14 protein-coding genes and 1 pseudogene are annotated in these 19,356 nt (G+C 68.4%); 11 read left to right on the top strand and 4 right to left on the bottom strand.

Going from position 1 to position 19,356, the window contains the following annotated elements; translation table 11 throughout:
• Window positions 1-178: 178 nt before the first annotated feature.
• Window positions 179-838 (bottom strand): HAD family hydrolase, encoded by a 660-nt coding sequence (locus ACIA8E_RS35465; RefSeq protein WP_399304521.1) that lies wholly within the window; start codon window positions 836-838, stop codon window positions 179-181.
• A gap of 785 nt (window positions 839-1,623) precedes the next feature.
• Between ACIA8E_RS35465 and rph the strand changes: the two genes are divergently transcribed.
• A complete protein-coding gene (gene rph, locus ACIA8E_RS35460) occupies window positions 1,624-4,221 on the top strand; it encodes a rifamycin-inactivating phosphotransferase (protein ID WP_399304519.1) in 2,598 nt (865 codons plus the stop codon).
• Window positions 4,222-4,440: 219 nt separating this feature from the next.
• Window positions 4,441-4,917 carry a DUF2871 domain-containing protein gene (locus ACIA8E_RS35455; RefSeq protein WP_327122866.1) on the top strand — a complete coding sequence of 159 codons (477 nt, stop codon included), beginning with the start codon at window positions 4,441-4,443 and terminating at the stop codon, window positions 4,915-4,917.
• A gap of 189 nt (window positions 4,918-5,106) precedes the next feature.
• Here the strand turns inward: ACIA8E_RS35455 and ACIA8E_RS35450 are convergent, their stop codons facing one another.
• Window positions 5,107-5,973 (bottom strand): GyrI-like domain-containing protein, encoded by an 867-nt coding sequence (locus ACIA8E_RS35450; RefSeq protein ID WP_399304517.1) that lies wholly within the window; start codon window positions 5,971-5,973, stop codon window positions 5,107-5,109.
• A gap of 619 nt (window positions 5,974-6,592) precedes the next feature.
• On the opposite strand from ACIA8E_RS35450, the gene ACIA8E_RS35445 reads away from it, so the two are divergent.
• The 7 genes and pseudogenes from ACIA8E_RS35445 (at window position 6,593) to ACIA8E_RS35415 (ending at window position 13,191) form a co-directional block, all read left to right on the top strand.
• Window positions 6,593-7,105, top strand: a complete 513-nt coding sequence (locus ACIA8E_RS35445; protein WP_399304515.1) for a lamin tail domain-containing protein — start codon at window positions 6,593-6,595, stop codon at window positions 7,103-7,105.
• 453 nt (window positions 7,106-7,558) lie between these two features.
• A complete protein-coding gene (locus ACIA8E_RS35440; protein ID WP_327122863.1) occupies window positions 7,559-7,969 on the top strand; it encodes a VOC family protein in 411 nt (136 codons plus the stop codon).
• Between the two features lie 274 nt (window positions 7,970-8,243).
• Window positions 8,244-8,708: a helix-turn-helix transcriptional regulator gene (locus ACIA8E_RS35435; RefSeq protein ID WP_399304512.1), complete on the top strand. Its 465-nt coding sequence runs from the start codon at window positions 8,244-8,246 to the stop codon at window positions 8,706-8,708.
• Window positions 8,709-8,713: 5 nt separating this feature from the next.
• Window positions 8,714-9,340: a glyoxalase gene (locus tag ACIA8E_RS35430; RefSeq protein ID WP_399304510.1), complete on the top strand. Its 627-nt coding sequence runs from the start codon at window positions 8,714-8,716 to the stop codon at window positions 9,338-9,340.
• A gap of 123 nt (window positions 9,341-9,463) precedes the next feature.
• Window positions 9,464-9,917 (top strand): annotated as a pseudogene (locus ACIA8E_RS35425) (pyridoxamine 5'-phosphate oxidase family protein).
• A gap of 366 nt (window positions 9,918-10,283) precedes the next feature.
• Entirely contained in the window at window positions 10,284-11,678 is a 1,395-nt protein-coding gene (locus ACIA8E_RS35420) for an FAD-dependent oxidoreductase (RefSeq protein WP_399304508.1), read from the top strand.
• A gap of 475 nt (window positions 11,679-12,153) precedes the next feature.
• On the top strand, window positions 12,154-13,191 hold the full coding sequence (locus tag ACIA8E_RS35415; RefSeq protein ID WP_399304506.1) for an endonuclease/exonuclease/phosphatase family protein: 1,038 nt from the start codon (window positions 12,154-12,156) through the stop codon (window positions 13,189-13,191).
• Window positions 13,192-13,380: 189 nt separating this feature from the next.
• On the opposite strand, the gene ACIA8E_RS35410 is transcribed toward ACIA8E_RS35415, so the two are convergent.
• Window positions 13,381-14,121, bottom strand: coding sequence for a GNAT family N-acetyltransferase (locus tag ACIA8E_RS35410; protein WP_399304504.1), 741 nt, complete (start codon window positions 14,119-14,121; stop codon window positions 13,381-13,383).
• Between the two features lie 167 nt (window positions 14,122-14,288).
• Between ACIA8E_RS35410 and ACIA8E_RS35405 the strand changes: the two genes are divergently transcribed.
• The gene (locus ACIA8E_RS35405) at window positions 14,289-15,155 is read left to right on the top strand and encodes a class I SAM-dependent methyltransferase (protein ID WP_399304525.1); all 867 of its coding nucleotides are present in this window, start codon (window positions 14,289-14,291) and stop codon (window positions 15,153-15,155) included.
• A gap of 302 nt (window positions 15,156-15,457) precedes the next feature.
• Entirely contained in the window at window positions 15,458-16,276 is an 819-nt protein-coding gene (locus tag ACIA8E_RS35400; RefSeq protein WP_399304502.1) for a hypothetical protein, read from the top strand.
• A 394-nt stretch (window positions 16,277-16,670) separates the two neighbouring features.
• Here the strand turns inward: ACIA8E_RS35400 and ACIA8E_RS35395 are convergent, their stop codons facing one another.
• Window positions 16,671-19,298, bottom strand: a complete 2,628-nt coding sequence (locus ACIA8E_RS35395) for an alpha-L-rhamnosidase C-terminal domain-containing protein (protein WP_399304501.1) — start codon at window positions 19,296-19,298, stop codon at window positions 16,671-16,673.
• Between the last annotated feature and the right edge of the window lie 58 nt (window positions 19,299-19,356).

Here is a 19,356-nt window from a genome sequence, read left to right as displayed (position 1 = left end):
CCCCCCCCCCCCCCCCCCCCCCCCCCCCCCCCCCCCCCCCCCCCCCCCCCCCCCCCCCCCCCCCCCCCCCCCCCCCCCCCCCCCCCCCCGCCACACTGCTGCCGGCCGGCGCTACAGCCCGCGCTCGTTCCGTTCGACGCACGGCACGGGCGGACGACGACGAGGGGCTGGGGGATGTTCAGCAGGTTGCGGTTGCCAGCAGTCCGGGCAGGTCGCGCATGGTCTCGAACACGACGGTGTCCGGTCCCTCCAGCCGTGATGCCGGTGTGAGACCGCCGCAGTAGCCGAATGCGCGCATGCCTGCGGCGCGGGCGGCCTGTACTCCGTACGCGCTGTCCTCGATCACCACGCACCGCGCGGGCTCCACTCCCATCGCGCGTGCAGCATGCAGGAAGAGGTCAGGTGCGGGCTTGCCGTTGCGGACGTCGGCGGCGCTGAAGATGTGCGTCTCGAAGTAGTCGCCCAGCGAAGTTATCTGCAGGCTTTGCCTGATGCCGTCGTGACTGCCGTTGGAGGCGACACAGATGGGCGTGGTGAGGCCGTTCAAGACCTCCGTGATGCCGTCGACAGCGGTCAGTTCGGCTGCGAAGGCTGCCCGATACAGATGCTCGTACCGCCGCTGCCAGTTCTTCTCCAGGCGCCGGCCAAGTCGTTCTTCCACAGCGGCCGTGTAGACCTCGTCCGACGAGCCGACGAACCGTTCGATGATCTCCGCCTCGGTGAACGTGCAGCCCAGGTCGGCCATGATCGTCGCGTCCACTTTCACGCATATTCGTTCGCTGTCCACCAGCACGCCGTCACAGTCGAAGATCACCAGGTCAACCGCGTTCTGTGTCATGGCCGGAAGCCTAAGGGCTGTCCCGATCTCTCGTGACGGTCCGTCGGTTTCTTCGGCGTGCTGATGCGGTTGTCGGGCCTGGTGATGGCCGGGCTGACAGCCCGGCTGTCGCGTCGGGTGGGCGCCGGGTTCCACGGCTCCGGTGGGATGATGCTGACGGCGACCGTCACGCGTCAGTCCGGCGAAGTCGGCCCGGCACTCGCGTGGTGCGACGACCTCCGGGAGACGACGACGCGCTCGACGGCGTTCGGGCCCTGCCGGCAAGGGAAAGAACGTCTCGTTCCGCGGCTGCGTCCGTAGGCCGATGGGGGATCCGCCTGGGCCGACGACGCGTGCCGCCGTACCCGGCGCGCCGCCACGCGAGAAGCTTGTCGGTCCCAGCGGACGGCAGGAGGAAAAGACAAAGGCAAGGAGATCTCTCTCCCTGCCGCTCTCAACGTATAGCGCACCGGGGGGCTTGCGGCAAGACCCGGGTGGTGCCGCAGAATCGTCGGCCGAGGCCACAACCTGCGGAAATGAGGGCACGACGTGCGTGTGTTGTCGACGTATGGGGGACGCAGTGACGTCGAATCAGTGGTGCGAGTGGCAGTACGGTCGCGAGCGCTCGGGGCGGTGGTGCGGGTGGGCGCGCCGCCCGACTGGGATGAGGGGCAGGCCGACCCGTCAGAGGGAGGGCAGCCAGAGACGACGACGTGCCTGGCAAGAGGTTCGACAGAGCTGGAGGCGCCGGTGATTCGATCGGCCGGTGCAGTGCGACGGGACACGACTGCCTCGGAGGTATCGCGATGATCGAGCCGTACGTGTGGGATCTTCAAGAGGTTGACGAGACCCAGGTCGCGGTCGTCGGCGGCAAGGGCGCTCACCTGGGCGGGCTGTCGCGGATCGAAGGCATCCGGGTGCCGGCCGGCTTCTGCGTGACGACGGACGCCTTCCGGCGGATCATGGCGGAAGCGCCGTCGATCGACGATCGGCTCGATCAGCTGTCGCGCCTGGACCCGGACGACCGGGAGGCGGTCCGCACGCTCAGCGCGGAGATCCGCCGGACCATCGAAGGGATCGCCATCCCGGGCGATCTCGAGGCGGCGATCACCCGCGCGCTCTCCCAGCTCGGCGAGCAGGCCGCCTACGCCGTCCGATCCAGCGCGACGGCAGAGGACCTGCCGACGGCCTCCTTCGCCGGCCAGCAGGACACGTACCTCAACGTCGTGGGGCCGACGGCGATCCTCCAGCACGTCAGCCGGTGCTGGGCCTCGCTGTTCACCGAGCGGGCCGTGACCTACCGCCGGCGGAACGGCGTTGATCACCGTGCGGTCCACATGGCTGTGGTCGTACAGAAGATGGTCTTCCCGGACGCGGCCGGCATCCTGTTCACGGCCGACCCCGTCACGGGCAACCGGAAGGTCGCCACCGTGGACGCCGGTTTCGGCCTCGGCGAGGCCCTGGTCTCCGGTCTGGTGAACCCAGACGTCTTCAAGGTGCGGCACGGCGAAGTCGTCGCCAAGGCGATCGCCGCCAAACAGCGTGCCGTCATCGCCCTGCCGGCCGGCGGTACGCAGGAAGTGGCGATCGACTCGCAGCGGCAGGAGCAGCCGGCGCTGACGGATGCGCAGGTCGTGCGGCTCGTGCAGCTCGGGCGGCGGATCGAAGCCCACTTCGGCCGCCCGCAGGACATCGAATGGTGCCTGGTCGACGATGGCTTCCAGATCGTTCAGAGTCGGCCGGTCACGACGCTGTTCCCCATCCCCGAGTCCGGCGACCAGGAGAATCACGTCTACGTCTCCGTTGGTCACGGGCAGATGATGACCGACCCCATGAAGCCCCTCGGGCTCTCCATGTGGCGACTGACGGCCATGGTGCCGATGCACGAGGCCGGCGGGAGGCTGTTCGTCGACGTCACCCGGCGCCTGGCCTCGTCCGCGAGCCGCGCCGGGCTCCTGGACGTCATGGGGAAAGGCGATCCGCTGATCAGGGACGCTCTGGAGACCGTCCTCGACCGCGACGACTTCGTCCCGTCCCTCCCGGACGAGGCTCCAGGCAGGCCGCCGGGCCGCGGCGCGTCCGCCCCGGTCGAGGCCGATCCGGCCATCGTCACCGAGCTGATCGAGAACAGCCAGGTGTCCATCGCCGCCCTGGAGCGCGACATCCGGACGAAGGCCGGACCCGCACTGTTCGACTTCCTGCTGGACGCCTTCGAGGAGCACAAGCGAGTCCTCGGCGATCCGCTGAACCTTCAGGCGATCATGGCGGGGATGGAGGCCACGTGGTGGCTCAACGACAAGCTGCAGGAGTGGCTGGGCGAGAAGAACGCGGCTGACACGCTGACGCTGTCCGCCCCCGACAACGTCACGTCGGAGATGGGGCTGGCGCTGCTCGACGTCGCGGACGTGATCCGCTCGCAGCCGGAGGTGGTTGCGTTCCTGCAGGGCGTCGAGGACGAGGGCTTCCTGGACGAGCTGCCGAAGATCGCGGGCGGGACCGAAGCGCGCGACGCCATCGAGGCATACCTGCACCGGTATGGCATGCGTTGCGTCGGCGAGATCGACATCACCAGGCCACGGTGGCGCGAGCGCCCTGCCACGCTCGTGCCCGTGATCCTCGACAACGTCAGGAACTTCGAGCCGGGCGTCGCCGAGCGGCGCTTCGAGCAAGGCCGGCGGAAGGCGCAGAAGAAGGAACTGGAGGTGTTGTCCCGCTTGCGCACCCTGCCGGACGGGGACCGGAAGGCCGACGAGACCAAGCGGATGATCGACCAGGTGAGAGCCTTCGTCGGATACCGGGAGTACCCGAAGTACGGCATCGTCAGCCGCTACTTCGTCTACAAGCAGGCCCTGTTGGAGGAGGCCGAGCGCCTCGCGCAGGCCAACGTGCTCTCCGAGAAGGAGGACATCTTCTACCTCACGTTCCAGGAGCTCCGCGACGTCGTGCGCTCGCGCCAGGTGGATGGCCGGCTCATCCAGCAGCGCAAGGACGCGTTCCGGTCGTACCACGCGCTCACACCGCCACGGGTACTCACATCGGACGGTGAGGCCCTCACCGGGGCGTACCGGCGCGACGACGTGCCGGCCGGCGCCCTGATCGGCGTACCGGTTTCCGCCGGGACCGTCGAGGGACGGGCCCGCGTCATCCTTGACATGGCGGAGGCCGATCTCGAAGCGGGCGACATCCTGGTCACGGCCTTCACGGACCCCAGCTGGTCGCCGCTGTTCGTCGGAATCGCCGGTTTGGTGACGGAGGTGGGCGGCTTGATGACCCATGGCGCAGTCATCGCCCGGGAGTACGGCTTGCCGGCCGTCGTGGGCGTGGAGCGGGCCACCCGGCTGATCCGGGACGGGCAGCGGATCCGTGTGCACGGAACCGACGGATACGTCGAGATCCTGCCTTGACCGATCACACCGAGAGGGCCCGTCCGTGGCTTCCGGCCAACACAACACCAAGCGGCGGATGCCGCGGCCCGATCGCAACTGCCGTGGCTGACGGGCCTGCTGCTCGCAGACAGACCTCGGAGACTCCTCACTCCCCTTAAATATCTTGTCCGGAAGAGGAAATGACATGCCGTCAAATATGCTGCAGCCCCGTACGGGAGACACTTTCGAGGGGGAGCCATGACTATCCGGGCATCGCTGCACGCGGCCCATGTCTACATGATCCTGGGCGTCGTGTCCGGGCTCTACTACCGAGAACTCACCAAACACAACGGATTCGACGGGGAGACCCAACTATCGGTAGTCCACACCCATTTGCTGGCTCTCGGTATGCTGGCCTTCCTCATCGTCCTCGCGCTCGACAAGCTGTTCACCCTGTCCGGCAGCCGACACTTCACGTACTTCTTCGCCTTCTACAACGCGGGCATCGCCATCACCGTGGGCTCGATGATCTTCCGTGGCACGCAGACCGTCCTCGGTCACCCGGTCCCCGAAGCGGTCTCGTGGATCGCAGGCCTTGGCCATACGGTCCTCACCGTCGGCCTGATCCTCCTGTTCACCCTGCTCGGCAAGCGCGTCACCAATAGGCGCAACACCTCAGAGCCTGTTCCAGGCCCTGGATTGCCGGCTGACCTGGAGAAGGGCAACGCGCTGTAGCAGCCGACAGTCGAGAGCAGCTGTCGATGGGCTCTCCGGGGAGCGGACGTCGGTCTGATGACGTCGAGATGTTGCTGAGTTCTGCCGCCGGGCCCTTGGCGGTCGACCCATCCTCGCCGTCCGCGACAACAGCCGCTGCAGCAAGGAACATCGGCGCGCGGCGGCCCATGGGCCGCCGCGCGTTACCGCTCAGACCGTAGTCCGCTCCACGGGGATCCACAGCTCCGCGTCCGCCTCCGACGCGTCCTGCGACAGCCGGGTCCGCAGGATCTCGGGCCCTGGCCGGCTCCGGTACGGATTGGACGGGAACCACTGTGTGAACAGGTCCCTCCACAGGTACTGGAGCGCCTGCGGAAACGGCCCCGAGCTCTCGAAGACGGCCCATGTGCCGCCCGGGACAGTGAGCGCGTCCATGTCCTCGGGCACGGTGGCGCGGGTCACCACGCCGTGGTAGTAGTCGAGTTCGGTCCCTTCGGCGCGGCTGTCGTCCAGATTGTCACTCACCGAGACGATCCCGTCCGGCTCCTGATCGGACAGACTCTGGATGCGCTGCAGCGTCTCCTGGTCGATGGCCCGGATGAAGGCGGCGATGGCCGGGTTCATCCCCTCGTGCACGAGAGGGACGCGCGCCTTCCTGCCGACCACACGGAATTCCTCCTTCTCCACGACTCTGTACCGCATGCTGCTGCTCCCTTCGACGATGAGGCGGAAGGACATCCGTGGCTGGGACTGCAGACTCGCACCGACCCGCCTGGCCTCGCCGGGACCGACGCCGTGCATCGCACGGAATGCACGCGCGAACGCCTCCCCCGAGGTGTAGCCGTAACGCACCGCGACCTCCAGCAGCGTCCGCTCCCCGGCCAGCACCTCGGCACCCGCGACCGTCAGCCGCCTGCGCCGGATGTACTCCGACAGCGGAATCCCCGCCAGCGCGGAGAACAGCCGACGGAAGTGGTACTCCGACGTCACCGCGATCCGCGCCAGGTCGGACACCTCGAGCCGTCGATCGAGGTGACACTCGATGTGCTCCATGGCCTGGTTCAGCCGCTCCAGCACCCCGGACTCCTTCCCTTTCGGTCACTCACGTTAGGAAGGAATCACCTTGCCTCACCCGACATCCTGTGCCCGGTCCGGTCGGGTACGACAGGGCACCCGACGGCCACGCGCCCACCGCCTGGCCTGCGGCTCCGGCAGCGAAGCAGGCGGGGTCGTTCGCATTCGCCGCCCGTGCTTCTTCGTTGCGGTACGTCTTCACCCTGCTGACGGGACGACGGCGCAGGACATAGAGGCCCCGGGCTACGTAGCGACAGCGAGCTGAGGGGCGGCGCCCTCCGAATGTGAAGCATTGTGCCTGTTACCCGATTTGCGTGACTCCGGTGGCGGAGCGTGGGGTGGTGTGCCGTGGTGTGCGGGGGTGCCGGAAAGGGCTCGTTGCCGCGGGTGGCCGGGGTGGTTGCCGTACTCAGTGAATGTCAGGGTCACGCCCGTGGGGAGTGTGTGACGGCTGCAGTCGTCGGTTACGGAAATATCCGCATTTTGTAACGCAGGCTGAAGCCTGCGCCGGCGGGCGGGCGGGTGGTTCAGAGTGTGGGTCCTCGGCTTGTTGAGCCGGGACCCGCACCGCGCAACATGGCTCCGACCCGGGCCTGGGCGCCTCTGCTTGAGGGGACCTCACGTGTCTGCTTCTCGTACTGTCCGTCGTCTCGTCGCTACCGGTCTGGCGGCCGGTTCCCTTGTCGCCGTCGTGGCGATGCCGGCATCCGCCGACGACGGCCACAACCGTGGCCGTCACCACCAGACGTACTCCCGTGTCGTGCTCGGCAGCATCCAGTACAACAGCCCGGGCCGCGACGACCACTCCAACCGTTCACTGAACGGCGAATGGGTCGAGGTCACCAACACCGGCTACCGGCCGGTGAACCTGGACGGATGGACACTCGCGAGCCGGGACGGCAAGCGCTACCGCTTCGACGACCTTCGCCTCGGCGCCCGGGCCACCGTCCGCGTCCACACCGGACGCGGCCACGACAACCGCGCCAACGCCTACCAGGACCGCCGCACCGACTACATCTGGAGCAACTACTCCGACACGGCCACCCTGCGCGACAACCACGGCCGGACCATCGACACCAAGTCCTGGGGCCGCGACCGCGACCACCGCAACAACGACCGCGGACACCGCCGCTGACCTCACCCGCACCCGCACCCGACAGCTGACAGCTGACCTCCCGGAACGGCTGCGTGCCGCCACCCCCCGCCCCCGAAGTGGCGGCACGCAGCCCACACGCTCACCGGCCACCCCTCGGGCGGGATGGGCGCCGGGCCACCACGCCCGGGAGACGCAACAGAGCCCTGGTCCGTCCGGACCTGGGCCCTGTTGCGTACATCGACGTCAGGTGCATCCCGTACTTCGAAGCCGGGGCGGGACAGCCCTCAGCTGAGTTGGGCTCACCCGGATCGGGTTGTTGCGCCGGAAGCCGTCTTCCACCGTCAGAGGTGGAGGCGGTTGAGGAGATCCTGAGCGACGCAGCCGCAGGCGATGCGCGCGATCGTGCGATGCGACTCGTGTGGTGAAACAGGTGGCCGGATCGGTCAGGAATCGAGAAGCGCGGGTCACGGAGCCGCACCTAGCATGACCGTCATGGACATCACCATTCACACAAGCTTCCTCCCGCATGACGACCCGGACGCGTCACTGGCCTTCTACCGTGACACCCTCGGCTTCGAGGTCCGCAGCGACTTCGGGCAGGGCAAGATGCGCTGGATCACGGTCGGCCCCGTCGGCCAGCCCGACACGTCCATCCTCCTGGCGCCGCCGGCTGCCGACCCCGGGGTCACCGAGGACGAGCGCCGCACCATCGCCGAGATGATGGCCAAGGGCACCTACGGCTGGATCCTGCTGGCCACCCGGGACCTCGACGGCACCTTCGAGAAGGTGCAGGCCAGCGATGCCGAGGTCGTGCAGGAGCCGACCGAGCAGCCGTACGGCATCCGCGACTGCGCCTTCCGTGATCCGGCGGGCAACCTGGTCCGCATCCAGGAGCTTCGCTGAGACGTCCGGTCATCGATTCGGCCGTCACGGCCGGCGACGCGACCACGTGCGAAGAATCCGGCGGCGCTCCCAGGCCGCTCTCCTCGAACCCATCCCTCGGCGGCCGGGCGTCGAGGAGCCTGAGCCGACCCCCGGCCTCCGTCCCGCCGCCGTCGGGCAGTTGCTCGACCGGCTCGTCGACTCCCGCAAGTCGGTCATCTCCACCGAGTACCTCGCCGCCTGCTGCGGCTTGCGACCCAGGCGCTCGCGGACATCGAGGAAAAGGAGTTCTCCCATGTGTCACCCCTCGTGGGGGCGCGCACGCACCGCGGCGCATCGCCTGAACGACCTCGCGCGACTGCGCCGCGTCCGCGACCGGATCGACCGCGAGTACGCGCAGCCGCTGAACGTCGAGGCGCTCGCCCGCGGCGTCAACACGTCGGCCGGGCACCTCAGTCGCCAGTTCCGGCTGGCCTACGGCGAGTCGCCGTACACATACCTGATGACGCGTCGCATCGAGCGTGCGACGGCGCTGCTGCGTCGTGGGGATCTCAGCGTCACCGACGTCTGCTTCGCGGTCGGCTGCTCATCGCTGGGCACGTTCAGCACCCGCTTCACCGAGCTGGTCGGCATGCCGCCCAGCGCCTACCGGCGCCGCGCAACGGGCGCTGTGGCGGGGATGCCGCCGTGTGTGGCGAAACAGGTGACAAGACCGGTCAGGAATCAAGAAGCGCCGGCCGCCGAGCCGCAACTAGCGTGATGGCCATGGCATCCATCGCATCCGTAACCCTCGACGTGGCCGACCCGTCGGCCGCCAACCGCTTCTACACCACAGCCTTCGGCTTGGACACGCAGATACGCCTGCGGGCCTCGGAGGCACCCACCACCGGCTTCCGTGGGTTCACGCTGGCGCTCACGGTGTCCCAGCCTGCCACCGTCAACAGCCTCATCGACGCGGCCCTCGACGCCGGTGCCACGCCGCTGAAGCCTGCCGCGAAGTCGTTCTGGGGCTACGGGGGCGTCGTACGAGCCCCGGACGGGACGATCTGGAAGGTCGCTACCTCGGCGAAGAAGGACACCGGTCCGGACACCCGGCAGATCGACGAGATCGTGCTCCTGCTGGGAGTCGCGGACGTGGTCGCGAGCAAGCGGTTCTACGTCGAGCGCGGCCTTGCCGTGGCGAAGAGCTTCAGCCGCATGTACGTCGAGTTCGCCGCTGGACCGAGTCCCGTCAAGCTGGCGCTGTACAGGCGCCGTGCCCTGGCCAAGGAGGTCGGCGTCGCTCCCGAAGGCACCGGATCGCACCGACTCATGATCGGCGGCGACGCCGGGCCCTTCACCGACCCGGACGGGTTCGCGTGGGAGGCCGCATCGCTCGCGCCCACGCCCTGATGGGCCACTGCCGCCGGCCCTGCCCGGCCGCCGATCACGAGACGGCCGCCGGGTGAGTCGGCGGATGACCGACGGAGTCACTCCCCTGGAGGAAGGGCTCTCCACGAAGCGACCGGAGGAAGCATGACGGGCGTGCCGCCGCGTGGGCTTGAGGAGAGGCTGTGCGACACTCGCGCGAAACTGGAGAGCGACGTCGATCTCTGGGTTGCGACGTCGGGCTCCCCGGGCGGCGTCCATCTCATTCCGCTTTCGTACCTCTGGGACGGGACCGCGTTCCTCATCTCGACGCCGCGCGCCTCGGTCACCGGCCGCAACCTGCTGGCGGACGGCCGGGTACGACTCAGCCTCGGGCCGACGCGTGACGTCGTCGTCATCGACGGCACCGCCGAGCCGGTGGACATCGCCGACCTCGGCCCGGAGACGGGCGACGCGTTCGCGAGCGACCGGTTTCGACCCGCGCGAGCTCGACGAACCCTACGAGTACTTCTGGATCCGGCCGCGGCGCATCCAGGCCTGGCGGGAGGCGAACGAGCTGCCGGGACGCGATCTCATGCGCGACGGCCGCTGGCTCGGCTGACCGCCCCACGGGAAGCACCCGCCCCACCCGGCGCGGGGTGACTCCTCACTCGGACCGAGCAGCGCTGACGCATCTCGGACCGCTCCAGCATCGAACTTCGCCGGGACAGGCACGTGGCACCGGTGACCGTTCGGCGGCCCAGCCATCCGGTATCGGCACAAGCTTCGGGTCCCTGCCTACGCAAGTCCGCGTCCATCTGCTGAGCCGCTGGGCCTACTTGTACGCCGACCACTGACAGTGACGATCGGTGTCGAAGCAGGTTGCGACCTCGAGGGGTTGGTGTTCGTGTTGAGGTGACGAAGACGCTGCGCTCACGCAGGACCCTCTCCGCGCTGACGCCCGATCTCCATGGAAACGGAAGTGAGCATGGAAGGCGCAAACCACAGTCTCCACGCTGATGTCCTGGTCATCGGCTACGGCAAAGGTGGCAAGACGGTGGCCGCGAAGATGGGTCGCCTCGGCAAGCAGGTCGTGCTCGTGGAGCGGTCGGACCGGATGTACGGAGGCACCTGTCCCAACGTGGGCTGCGTACCGACGAAGGCTCTGGTACACCACGCCGACAAGCGCCGGCCGGAGGATGCGGCGCAGGAGTGGTACGAGCGTTCCGTCGCCAAGGTCCAAGCGGTGACCAAGATGATGCGCGACGGCAACTACGAAGGGCTGAACGGCATGGAGACCGTCACGGTTCTCACCGGTCAGGCCGCGTTTGTCGACCCGCACACCGTCGCGGTTCAGGCAGGCCGCGAACGACTTACGGTCACCGCCGACACCATCTTGATCAATACCGGCTCCGAGCCGATCATTCGCGACATTCCTGGTCTGCGTGACAGCCAGTACACCGTCACCAGCACCGAGCTGATCGAGACCACCGTCCTGCCGGAACGACTGACCATCATCGGCGGCGGATACCTCGGCCTGGAGTTCGCCGCGATCTACCGTCGGTTCGGCTCGCAGGTGACCGTGCTCGAGGCATCTGGGAAGATCCTCGGCCGTGTCGACGACGATGTCGCCGCCGTCGCCCAGGACATCCTCACCGACGAGGGCATCGAGATCATTGCCGGCGCCCAGGTGAGCCAGGTCCGCGACGGGGACGGCGGCGCGACCGTCGTCTACGACAAGGACGGCCACCAGCACTCCGTAGCAGCCGACGCCATCCTGGCCGCCACCGGCCGCGCCCCGGCCACCCGCGATCTCGCCCTGGAGGCAGCCGGGGTCCGTACCACCGAGCGGGGAGCGGTCGAGGTCGACGCGTTCTTGCGCACCAGCCAGCCGCACATCTACGCCCTCGGCGACGTCAACGGCGGTCCGCAGTTCACCTACATCTCTCTCGACGACAGCCGCATCGTCCTCGATCAGCTCATCGGTGAGGGCAAGCGCTCCACGGCAGACCGGGTGGCCATCCCGCACACACTGTTCATGACCCCGCCGCTGGCAACCGTCGGGCTGACGGAGAAGGAGGCCCGCGCGGCAGGACACCGGGTGAAGATCGCCAGCCAGCCTGTCGCCGAGATCATCGCCATGCCGCGCGCGTACATCGTCGAGGACCCCAGAGGCGTCATGAAGTTCGTCCTCGACGCCGACACCGACGACATTCTCGGCGCGGCCCTGCTCAGCATCGACGCGCAGGAACTCATCAACACCGTGGCGCTCGCCATGCGGCACGGCGTCAAGGCGACCGAACTCCGCGACGCCGTCTACCAGCACCCCACCTCCACCGAAGCCTTCAACGACGTACTCGCCACCATCGTGCGAGCCGACTGACCACAAGCCACCTGCGCCCGGGCCGTGTTCGGTGACAGGCTGGTCCGGCATCGCCAAGGCGCGTGACCCTGACATCCACTGGGAACGGCAACCTGGATTCGCCGGCCGTGTGGGCACGAGTGGTTGACATCGGGTCCTCTCCTGCTGCTCGGTGAGCCCGTCCTCGGCCGCCGTGTCCAGCGTGAACGCCCGCCTCCCGCGCTGCGCAGAAGAACATGTGCTCCGCCTGGAACCCGTAGTTGGATCCGACCGCTTCTCCGTGACAGATGCGTTGTCGCGTCCGACGGCGACGCGGGTTGTCGGAGGGAGACGCACGGACGCGAGAGCCGACGGGACCCGACGGACAGCACGCTCATCCATCTGGGACAGCACCATCCACCCGGCCGGAACCTGATCACCGACCTATTGCGTCCTATGGGTCACGTCGTGCTCATGGCTCCAGGCCGAGGACGGGTCCGAGGCAGATGGGTGGGACATGGTGAAGCGGGCTACCGGCACGGTGGTGCCGGAATCCAGGGATGCGACGTCCCGGTGGCGGCCGATTCATGCAGGCCGGTGGCGGTGGGGCAAGGACGCCAAGGGCCGGTCATCCTGGGCGCGTGGGCGTGTCCTCGCCTCACTTGCCGTGCTGATCTCCGGCCTGCTGGCCTTCCACGCGATCGTACCCAACACGGTGGGCCACCTGGGCAGTTTGGTGGAGGCGTTCCTGCCCTGGCTCGGCCTGGCCGTCCCGGTGCTGCTCGTCCTGGCCCTGCTGCGCCGCTCGGTCACCGCGCTGGTGTCCCTGCTTCTCCCCGCAGCCGTCTGGGCGAACCTCTTCGGGGCGTTGCTCCTCCCCGGGGACCGCGGTGCACATGACATCACGGCGGTCCAGCACAACGTCAGTGACGAGAACACCGCCCCTGTCGGCACGGCGGAAGCGCTCATCAAGGCCGCGCCGGAGCTCATCGCTCTGGAAGAACTGACGCCGCCCGCGTTGGCCCTCTACGAGGAGGCCCTGGCACTCGACTACCCGTACCGCGCCGTCGAAGGCACCGTCGGCCTCTGGTCGAAGTACCCGCTGGCAGACGTCGGCCGGGTGGACATCAAACCCAAGGGGATCGAGGAGGGCTGGAGCCGTGGGTTGCGGGCCGCCGCGCGTACGCCGTGGGGCGAGACCGCTGTCTACGTCGCCCACCTGCCCTCGGTCCGTGTCCGGCTGACCGGCTTCGACTCGGGTTGGCGGGACGAAAGCGCCGGCCTGCTGGGCGCGGCCATCGCCGCCGAGAAGCTGGGCAAGGTGATCCTGCTCGGTGACTTCAACAGCACGGTGGACGATCGCGGGCTGGCCCCCGTCACTTCGCAGATGAACCCGCAGCCGCAGGACTTCGCCTTCAGCTGGCCCGCGGTCTTCCCCGTTTCCCGGATCGACCACATCATGACCCGCTCGGCAACCGTTACCGGCGTTCGGACCCTGCCCGCCACCGGCAGCGACCACCTCCCGATCGCCGCCGGCATCAAACTTTCCTCCTGATCGCCGAGCGCGCCGGTCGGTGAAGCCCGCCGAGCAGTGACACGGGTGGCAGCGGTGACGGATGCGCCGACGTGGACGCACATCCAGCTGACGTACGTGCTCCGTCACTTCCCGCGCTCGTCTCACGTGGCCTTGTGCCTCGGATCATTCTGTCTCGCTCGACGACTCCTCTCAGGTCGCTGGGCCGACTCAACCGCGCACCGAATCAGCACCGTCGCCGAGGCGAACGCTCAGCTGGGAACCCAGCTCCTGAAAGCCCAGGGCATGCGCCACACGCCTTGACGGATGCGGCCGTGCTCTCCATTGCGGAAGCTGCCCGGCGTCCAGCGCATGGGTCACCGCCGCAGACGCCACGACCTGCGCCAGTCCCCGGCCTCGACAGTCAGGCGCAACCAGCACGCTCAGGTGAGCGACCGACTGCGGCCAGGTTCGATAGCCGGCCGCAGCAACGACGTCCTCACCCTCGCGGAGGACGAACGCAGGAGAGGTGATGGTCTCCAGGCCACTCTCGTCTGCGTCCTCTTCACCAGCACGGGCCAGGAGCGCGGCCAACTCGTCGTCGCCGCACATCACCTCCTCGACAGCGGCGCCTTCATGCGCACGAAGGAAGTCTGCCCGGTCGAGATAGAAGAGGGAGGCCGGCCCAAGTACATCGAGGACGGGCAACACCTCACGCAAGCGATCGTCGTCGACGAGCTCCTCAGGGGACAGCTTCCTCGAAGCGTCCGCCATCAGCTGGGCGGCGTGCACACTCGGCGCGGTGACGATGCCGGCACCTCCGAGGATCACAACCCCCGTCCACAGCGGCGGACACAACCACGAGCCGGGGGAGACCACAATGCTGGTCCCGTTCGAGGGGAACTTCACCGGCGTCACCGCCAGTTCAGTCCACAGCTCCCGAGCCCGGCCGAGCAGCAGATCGCCAGTCATGGCCGTATCGTGCCGGACCCCACGCCCCTGGACAACTGGTCGTGGCAGCGTCACAGGTATCCCGGCACAGGGGGCGGCGGGCTGCGCCGATCGTCGGCGGCAGTCGGGCCGTGGAATCATCGGGCCGCTGGGCAGGCGGGTATCTCTACGAACGGTGGTGGGTGGATGTGGTTGCCGACTGGGAGTGGGACGACACGTTGTTCCTGGGCACGGCCGCCCACTATCGGCGTGGGAGGCTGCCCTATGCCCCCGGGCTGGCGGACGTGCTCGCCGAGGTCCTGAGGCTCGACGGGCGAGGGCGCCTCGTCGACGTGGGCTGTGGACCGGGCGTCCTTGCCCTGAGCCTGGCGCACTTGTTCCGTGAGATCGTCGGCGTCGACCCGGACGGCGGGATGATCGCCGAAGCCGAGCGCGGGGCCGCCGAGTGCGGAGTGACCGGGAAGATGCAGTGGGTGCGGGCCCGGGCCGAGGATCTGCCTGCGGGTCTTGGAAGGTTCACGGTCGCGACCTTCGGCCAGTCCTTCCACTGGATGGATCGCGACCTGGTGGCGGCAATCGTCAGGGACATGCTTCAGCCCGGCGGGGCGCTGGTGCACATCTCGGACTTGAAGACGGAGACCCGAGCCGTCGACGGTCTTCCGTATCCGGCAGTCCCTTATGAGGCAGTGGAGGAGCTGGTCAGGCAGTACCTGGGACCGGTCCGACGAGCCGGCCGGGGGACGCTGCCGCACGGAACACCCGGCGACGAGGCGGCGGTGCTCACCCGGGCGGGATTCGCCGGTCCCCAGCGCCATGTAGTGCCTGGCGGGCAGGCGTTGGAGCGCACTGATGACGATGTCGTCGCGTGGTCGTTCTCGATGTCGTTCTCGGCTCCGCACCTGTTCGGCGCGCGCCGCGACGACTTCGAAGCAGACCTGCGTCGACTGCTGCGGGAGGTCTCCCCGTCGGGCAGGTTCTCCGAATGCCAACCGAGCACCGAGGTCTTCGTCTGGTGGAAAGGCACCGCCGAACCAGGACCCGCGCCTACCGCGTGACTCCTTCCGCGGAGGCCAACTCATTTGAAAATGACACCGGACAGCGTTTCGAGAGCGTCCCGCTGCCCTGAAGGACAGAGCCTTGCCGCCCGTCAACTCGGGTGCGGCGTGACTGTTCTCCGGTCCGTGGGCTGTGTAACCGCCCGAAACTCACGTCTGGGCGTATTCGTGGCGTCGGCCGGTCCAACCCGGCCCAGAGGTGCCCCTCCGCGACGCTGACCTGGGTAATTGTGATCGAGGAGCCGTTGACAGGTGCATAGATCGCTACGGAGAGTGGTGATCTCGTCAACTGGGGTGGGAACGTGGAACGACAGCAGTACGTGGAGCGGTGCTCAGAGCTCTTCGAGGTAGGCGGCTATGCCGCTGTCCGGACAACCGCTGAGGCCGGCCTCACGGAGCTCGGGCCGGATACGGATCTTTTCCGCTGGCTCGGGCAGGCACACGCAGCGGAGGACGACGACGACCATGACTCCGAAGCGGAGGCCGCCTATCGGAAGGGCCTCGCACTCGCACCGGACGATCTTGGCCTCCTGGTGTCGTACTTGGAGCTGTGCCTTCGTTCCGACTCCTTCACCTACCCGGGACGGTCGAAGCGCGCGGTCACCATGCAGGCGAGGATCGAGGAACTGGCGCCGCCCGGGTCGTCCGAACGCCGGCGCGTCGACGACGCGCTCGGCTGGGCGGGCCGCGGCTACTGGGACGACCTGAAGGCCGGCGCTGCCAAGGGACGGCTGCAGAGGGCAGCCGCCGCGGATCAGAGCGTGCTGGTCACGGACGCACTGCGGCGATCCGCCCGCGGCGAGTTCGCCGGGGATGGAGGAGAGGACCTTCACGCGGCAGAGCTGGCTGCGGCGGTCGAGCTTCTGCAAGGGCGTCGATACGCATGGATGCGCCTACTGATCGCCCATCGAGTCGCGGCGTACGTGCTGACGTTCGGCATGTCCTTCGGCGTCAACAAGGCACTCGTCTGGAGCGGAGTGCTGGACTTCAGCCTGTGGGGCTGGCTGTTCTGGATCCCGGTGCTCACCGCAGAGGCCAAACTTCGTCAGGCCAAGAGACTCGGACAGGAACGGGTCGTTGCGCGCATGCAGGAACGTCACGAGCAGACAGACGCCGCGTGAGCGGCGTTGCACAGAGGCGGCCCTTTCCGGGCGTTTCAGTTCAGCGTAAGAAGAAGGGCAGGTCAGCTCCTGCGGCATAGGCGCAAGGGAAGGAGGCTTCCCTTCCCCGCCTCCAGCGCGCCGGCCGGCAAGACCCGCCAACTGTGCGCTGCTTACCGAACCGGCCCCGTACGCGCCCGCCGGGGGCACGTACGGGGCCGGTCCGCGTTCGAGGTTCACGCGCTCGGCCGGCGACTCGCCTCGAGCCTCGTCCGCGACGAACGGATTCAGGTACGCGCTGACTACGGCTGCAGGTGCGGACGGGCCGACGACGAACTCGCCCGCTCCCGCCCCCAGCGATGGTGGAGAGAGCAGGTGACCCGGCCGGCCTACCAGCCGAACTCAAGCTTCAGCTTCAGCTCTCGCGCACCAGTGTGAACCGGTGGGTTCCCTGTTGGAGGCCGGAGACGGTCACGTATCCGGCCTCGGGACGCACCCCGGAAGTGGTCGCCCTGCCGTTCTTCCAAAGCGTCCGGCCGCCCGAGTGCACGGTGACGCGGTGACCGTCCGTGGGCAGCGCCACGGACCCGAGCGTGCCCCGCGGCGCCCGTACGGTCAGAGTGAACGTCGCGTCCTTGCGGGTCCACTCCACACCCAACGGTCCCTGCGGTGTGGGTAGTTCACCCTGTGCCCAGTCCACCGATCCGGGGTGTGGACGTACGTCCCAGGTGGCGTACCCGGGCGACGTCGGCTTCGCGCCGAGCAGTTGGTGGGTGAGCGCCGGCAGGACCCCGGTGGACCAGCCGTGCGCCATGCTCGTGTAGGCGTCCTCGTACAGTGATCCGTCCGGGCCGATGCCCTCCCACTGGGTGATGCCGGGGTCGTGGCTGTCCATCCACCCGTATGTGCGCTTGATCTGGTCGATTGCCGAGTCGGCCAGGCCGGTCTCGAAGCGCGCCACGAGCTCCGGGTAGGAAGTGAAGGCGTACACGCGCTGGGAGGCGCCTCCGAAGAGCGTGTCGTTGTCCATGAATGCGTTGCCGTAACGGCGCTTTGTCGTCTTGTCGAGGTGAGCGAGCGCCGCGGCCGCCCGTTCGGAGTCGGCGACGCCCGAGGTGATGGCGATGGCGTTGCCATCCTGGGCGTGCCGGACCGCTCCGGTCGCGGAGTCCAGATAGGCCCCCGCGGACTCGTCCCACAGGTGGGTGTTGATCGCCTGAGCTACCTTCTTGGCCCGCTCCTGCCATCGTTGCGCATCCCCGGCATGGCCCAGATGGACGGCGATGCGTGCTGCGTCACCCAGGGCCTGTACATAGTTGGCGTTGTAGTAGGTGACCCGGCCGGTGCGGCCGAGAAACGCGTAGTCGCCGTAGCCGGCTGTTCCGTTGAGGCCCTTGCTCAGCAGCCCCGCATCGTCCGTCACGCTCGGGTACCAGGTGTCGAGCACCTTGACCAGCTGCGGGTAGTAGCGCGCGGCATAGTCCCGGTCCCCGGTGTAAAGCAGGTAATCCCAGCTGCACGTCACCCACCACAACGGGTAGTCGAACAGAGGGAGGGTGTAGTTGTTGATCGAGGCCGGCGGGATCCATCCGTCGTCCCGTTGGTGTTCGGCGAGGTCGGCCAGCACGTTGCGGGCAGCCTCGGCCACTTCGTCGTGGGTGAGATAGAGGGTGCGACCGGACACCGCGAGGTCGCCGACGTAGGGGTCGCGGTCCCGTTTGGCGCCGTCGTGCAGGACCAGCTTGCCGTCCAGCGAGGCGCTGAAGGCGTTGCGGGGATCGACGTCGTCCTTGCGGAAGGTGTCGACGACCAGCTCGTTCGTGTAGGACGCGCCGTACCAGTAGCGGTTCAACTCCTCGTCGGAGCAGAGGAACCAGCCCCGGTAGGAGTCGGGTGTGCCGATGTATGCCGTGAAGTCGAGCGACACCGCGTCGACGGCCACAGTGCCCCAGGGCTGGGCGGCGGGTGCGTCGGACGGCAGGGCGTCCAGCGTGATCTTGACATAGCGGAAGCCGTGCAGTCCGTCGGCGTACACCTTGTCGCCGTCCGAACCGTAGCCCTTCTTGTCCGTCCATGATGCGCCGCCCGCCGGTACGGCGTACTGATCGGTGCCCTGCCCGGCGCCTCCCGCCTGGTCGGCGCGGGTGAAGTCGGAGCGGTCGGTGAGGTACTGCAGCGTCTCGGAGAAGGCGAGGCGCACCCCGGGGTGGTTGTCCGAGGCCCAGGCGAAGTCCACCTTCGGGTACCCGACGACGACCTTGCCGAAGTCGAGCGTCACACTGGGGGCCACCACCGGGTCCATGGCCTCCGGCCAGACCTCGTTGATACGGGTGAACACGCCCCGGCCGAGGTCCTGGGCGGCGGTGACCGTGACCCGGACCCGGGTCGTGGAGACCGGCGTGTCGAAGCGGACGGCACGCTGCACGGCACTGTTGCCGGTGACCGTGGCGACCGTCCGCCACGCCGAGTCCGCCCATACGGCCACAGTGAAAGCGGTCGGCACCCCGTCCGTGCTGGACACCACTGTCAGGCCCGACAGTTCTTGCTCCTCGGGCGTGGTGAGGGTCAGGCTGTCGGGGAAGTCGCGCTCCGTGTCGTCGTTCCAGAACGTGCTGAGGTCGCCGTCGACGGCGTTCTTGGCCTCGTACGTGCGCGGCCGGCCGTCGTTACCGTTGTTGCCCGCGTGCGTGGAGGACGCCTCGACTGCGGTTCCCTCCGGCCAACGGGGCGCCGTGGGCGGTTGGGCGCGGCGCAGGACAGCGACCTTGCCGCCGGGCGTCAGGAGGGCGTCGGGCCGTGTCACGTCACCGTCCGACCGGACGATCCGCACCGGCCGCACCATGCGTCCGGACGGTCCCTGTACGTAGCGGCGCCAGGACCCGGCCGCGGGCCGGTGGCCGGACAGGGTGGGCCCGGCGGCCGCTGCCGGGCCGGCTGCCGTCAGTGGCAGCCCGGCAGTCGCGGCCAGCATCGCACCGCTGAAACCCACTTCGAGCACCGTGCGCCGATTCGGCCCCGATGTTGTCTTCACTTCATCCGTCATATTGGCGTGCCTCCATCTGTGCGCACCGTCCACGCGCGGGTGAATCGATGTGGACCGG

The sequence above is a fragment of the Streptomyces sp. NPDC051664 genome (genome assembly GCF_044453545.1).
Taxonomy (GTDB): domain Bacteria; phylum Actinomycetota; class Actinomycetes; order Streptomycetales; family Streptomycetaceae; genus Streptomyces.
Note: the sequence above shows the minus strand (reverse complement) of the source record. Positions and strands in the feature narration are given on the sequence as shown.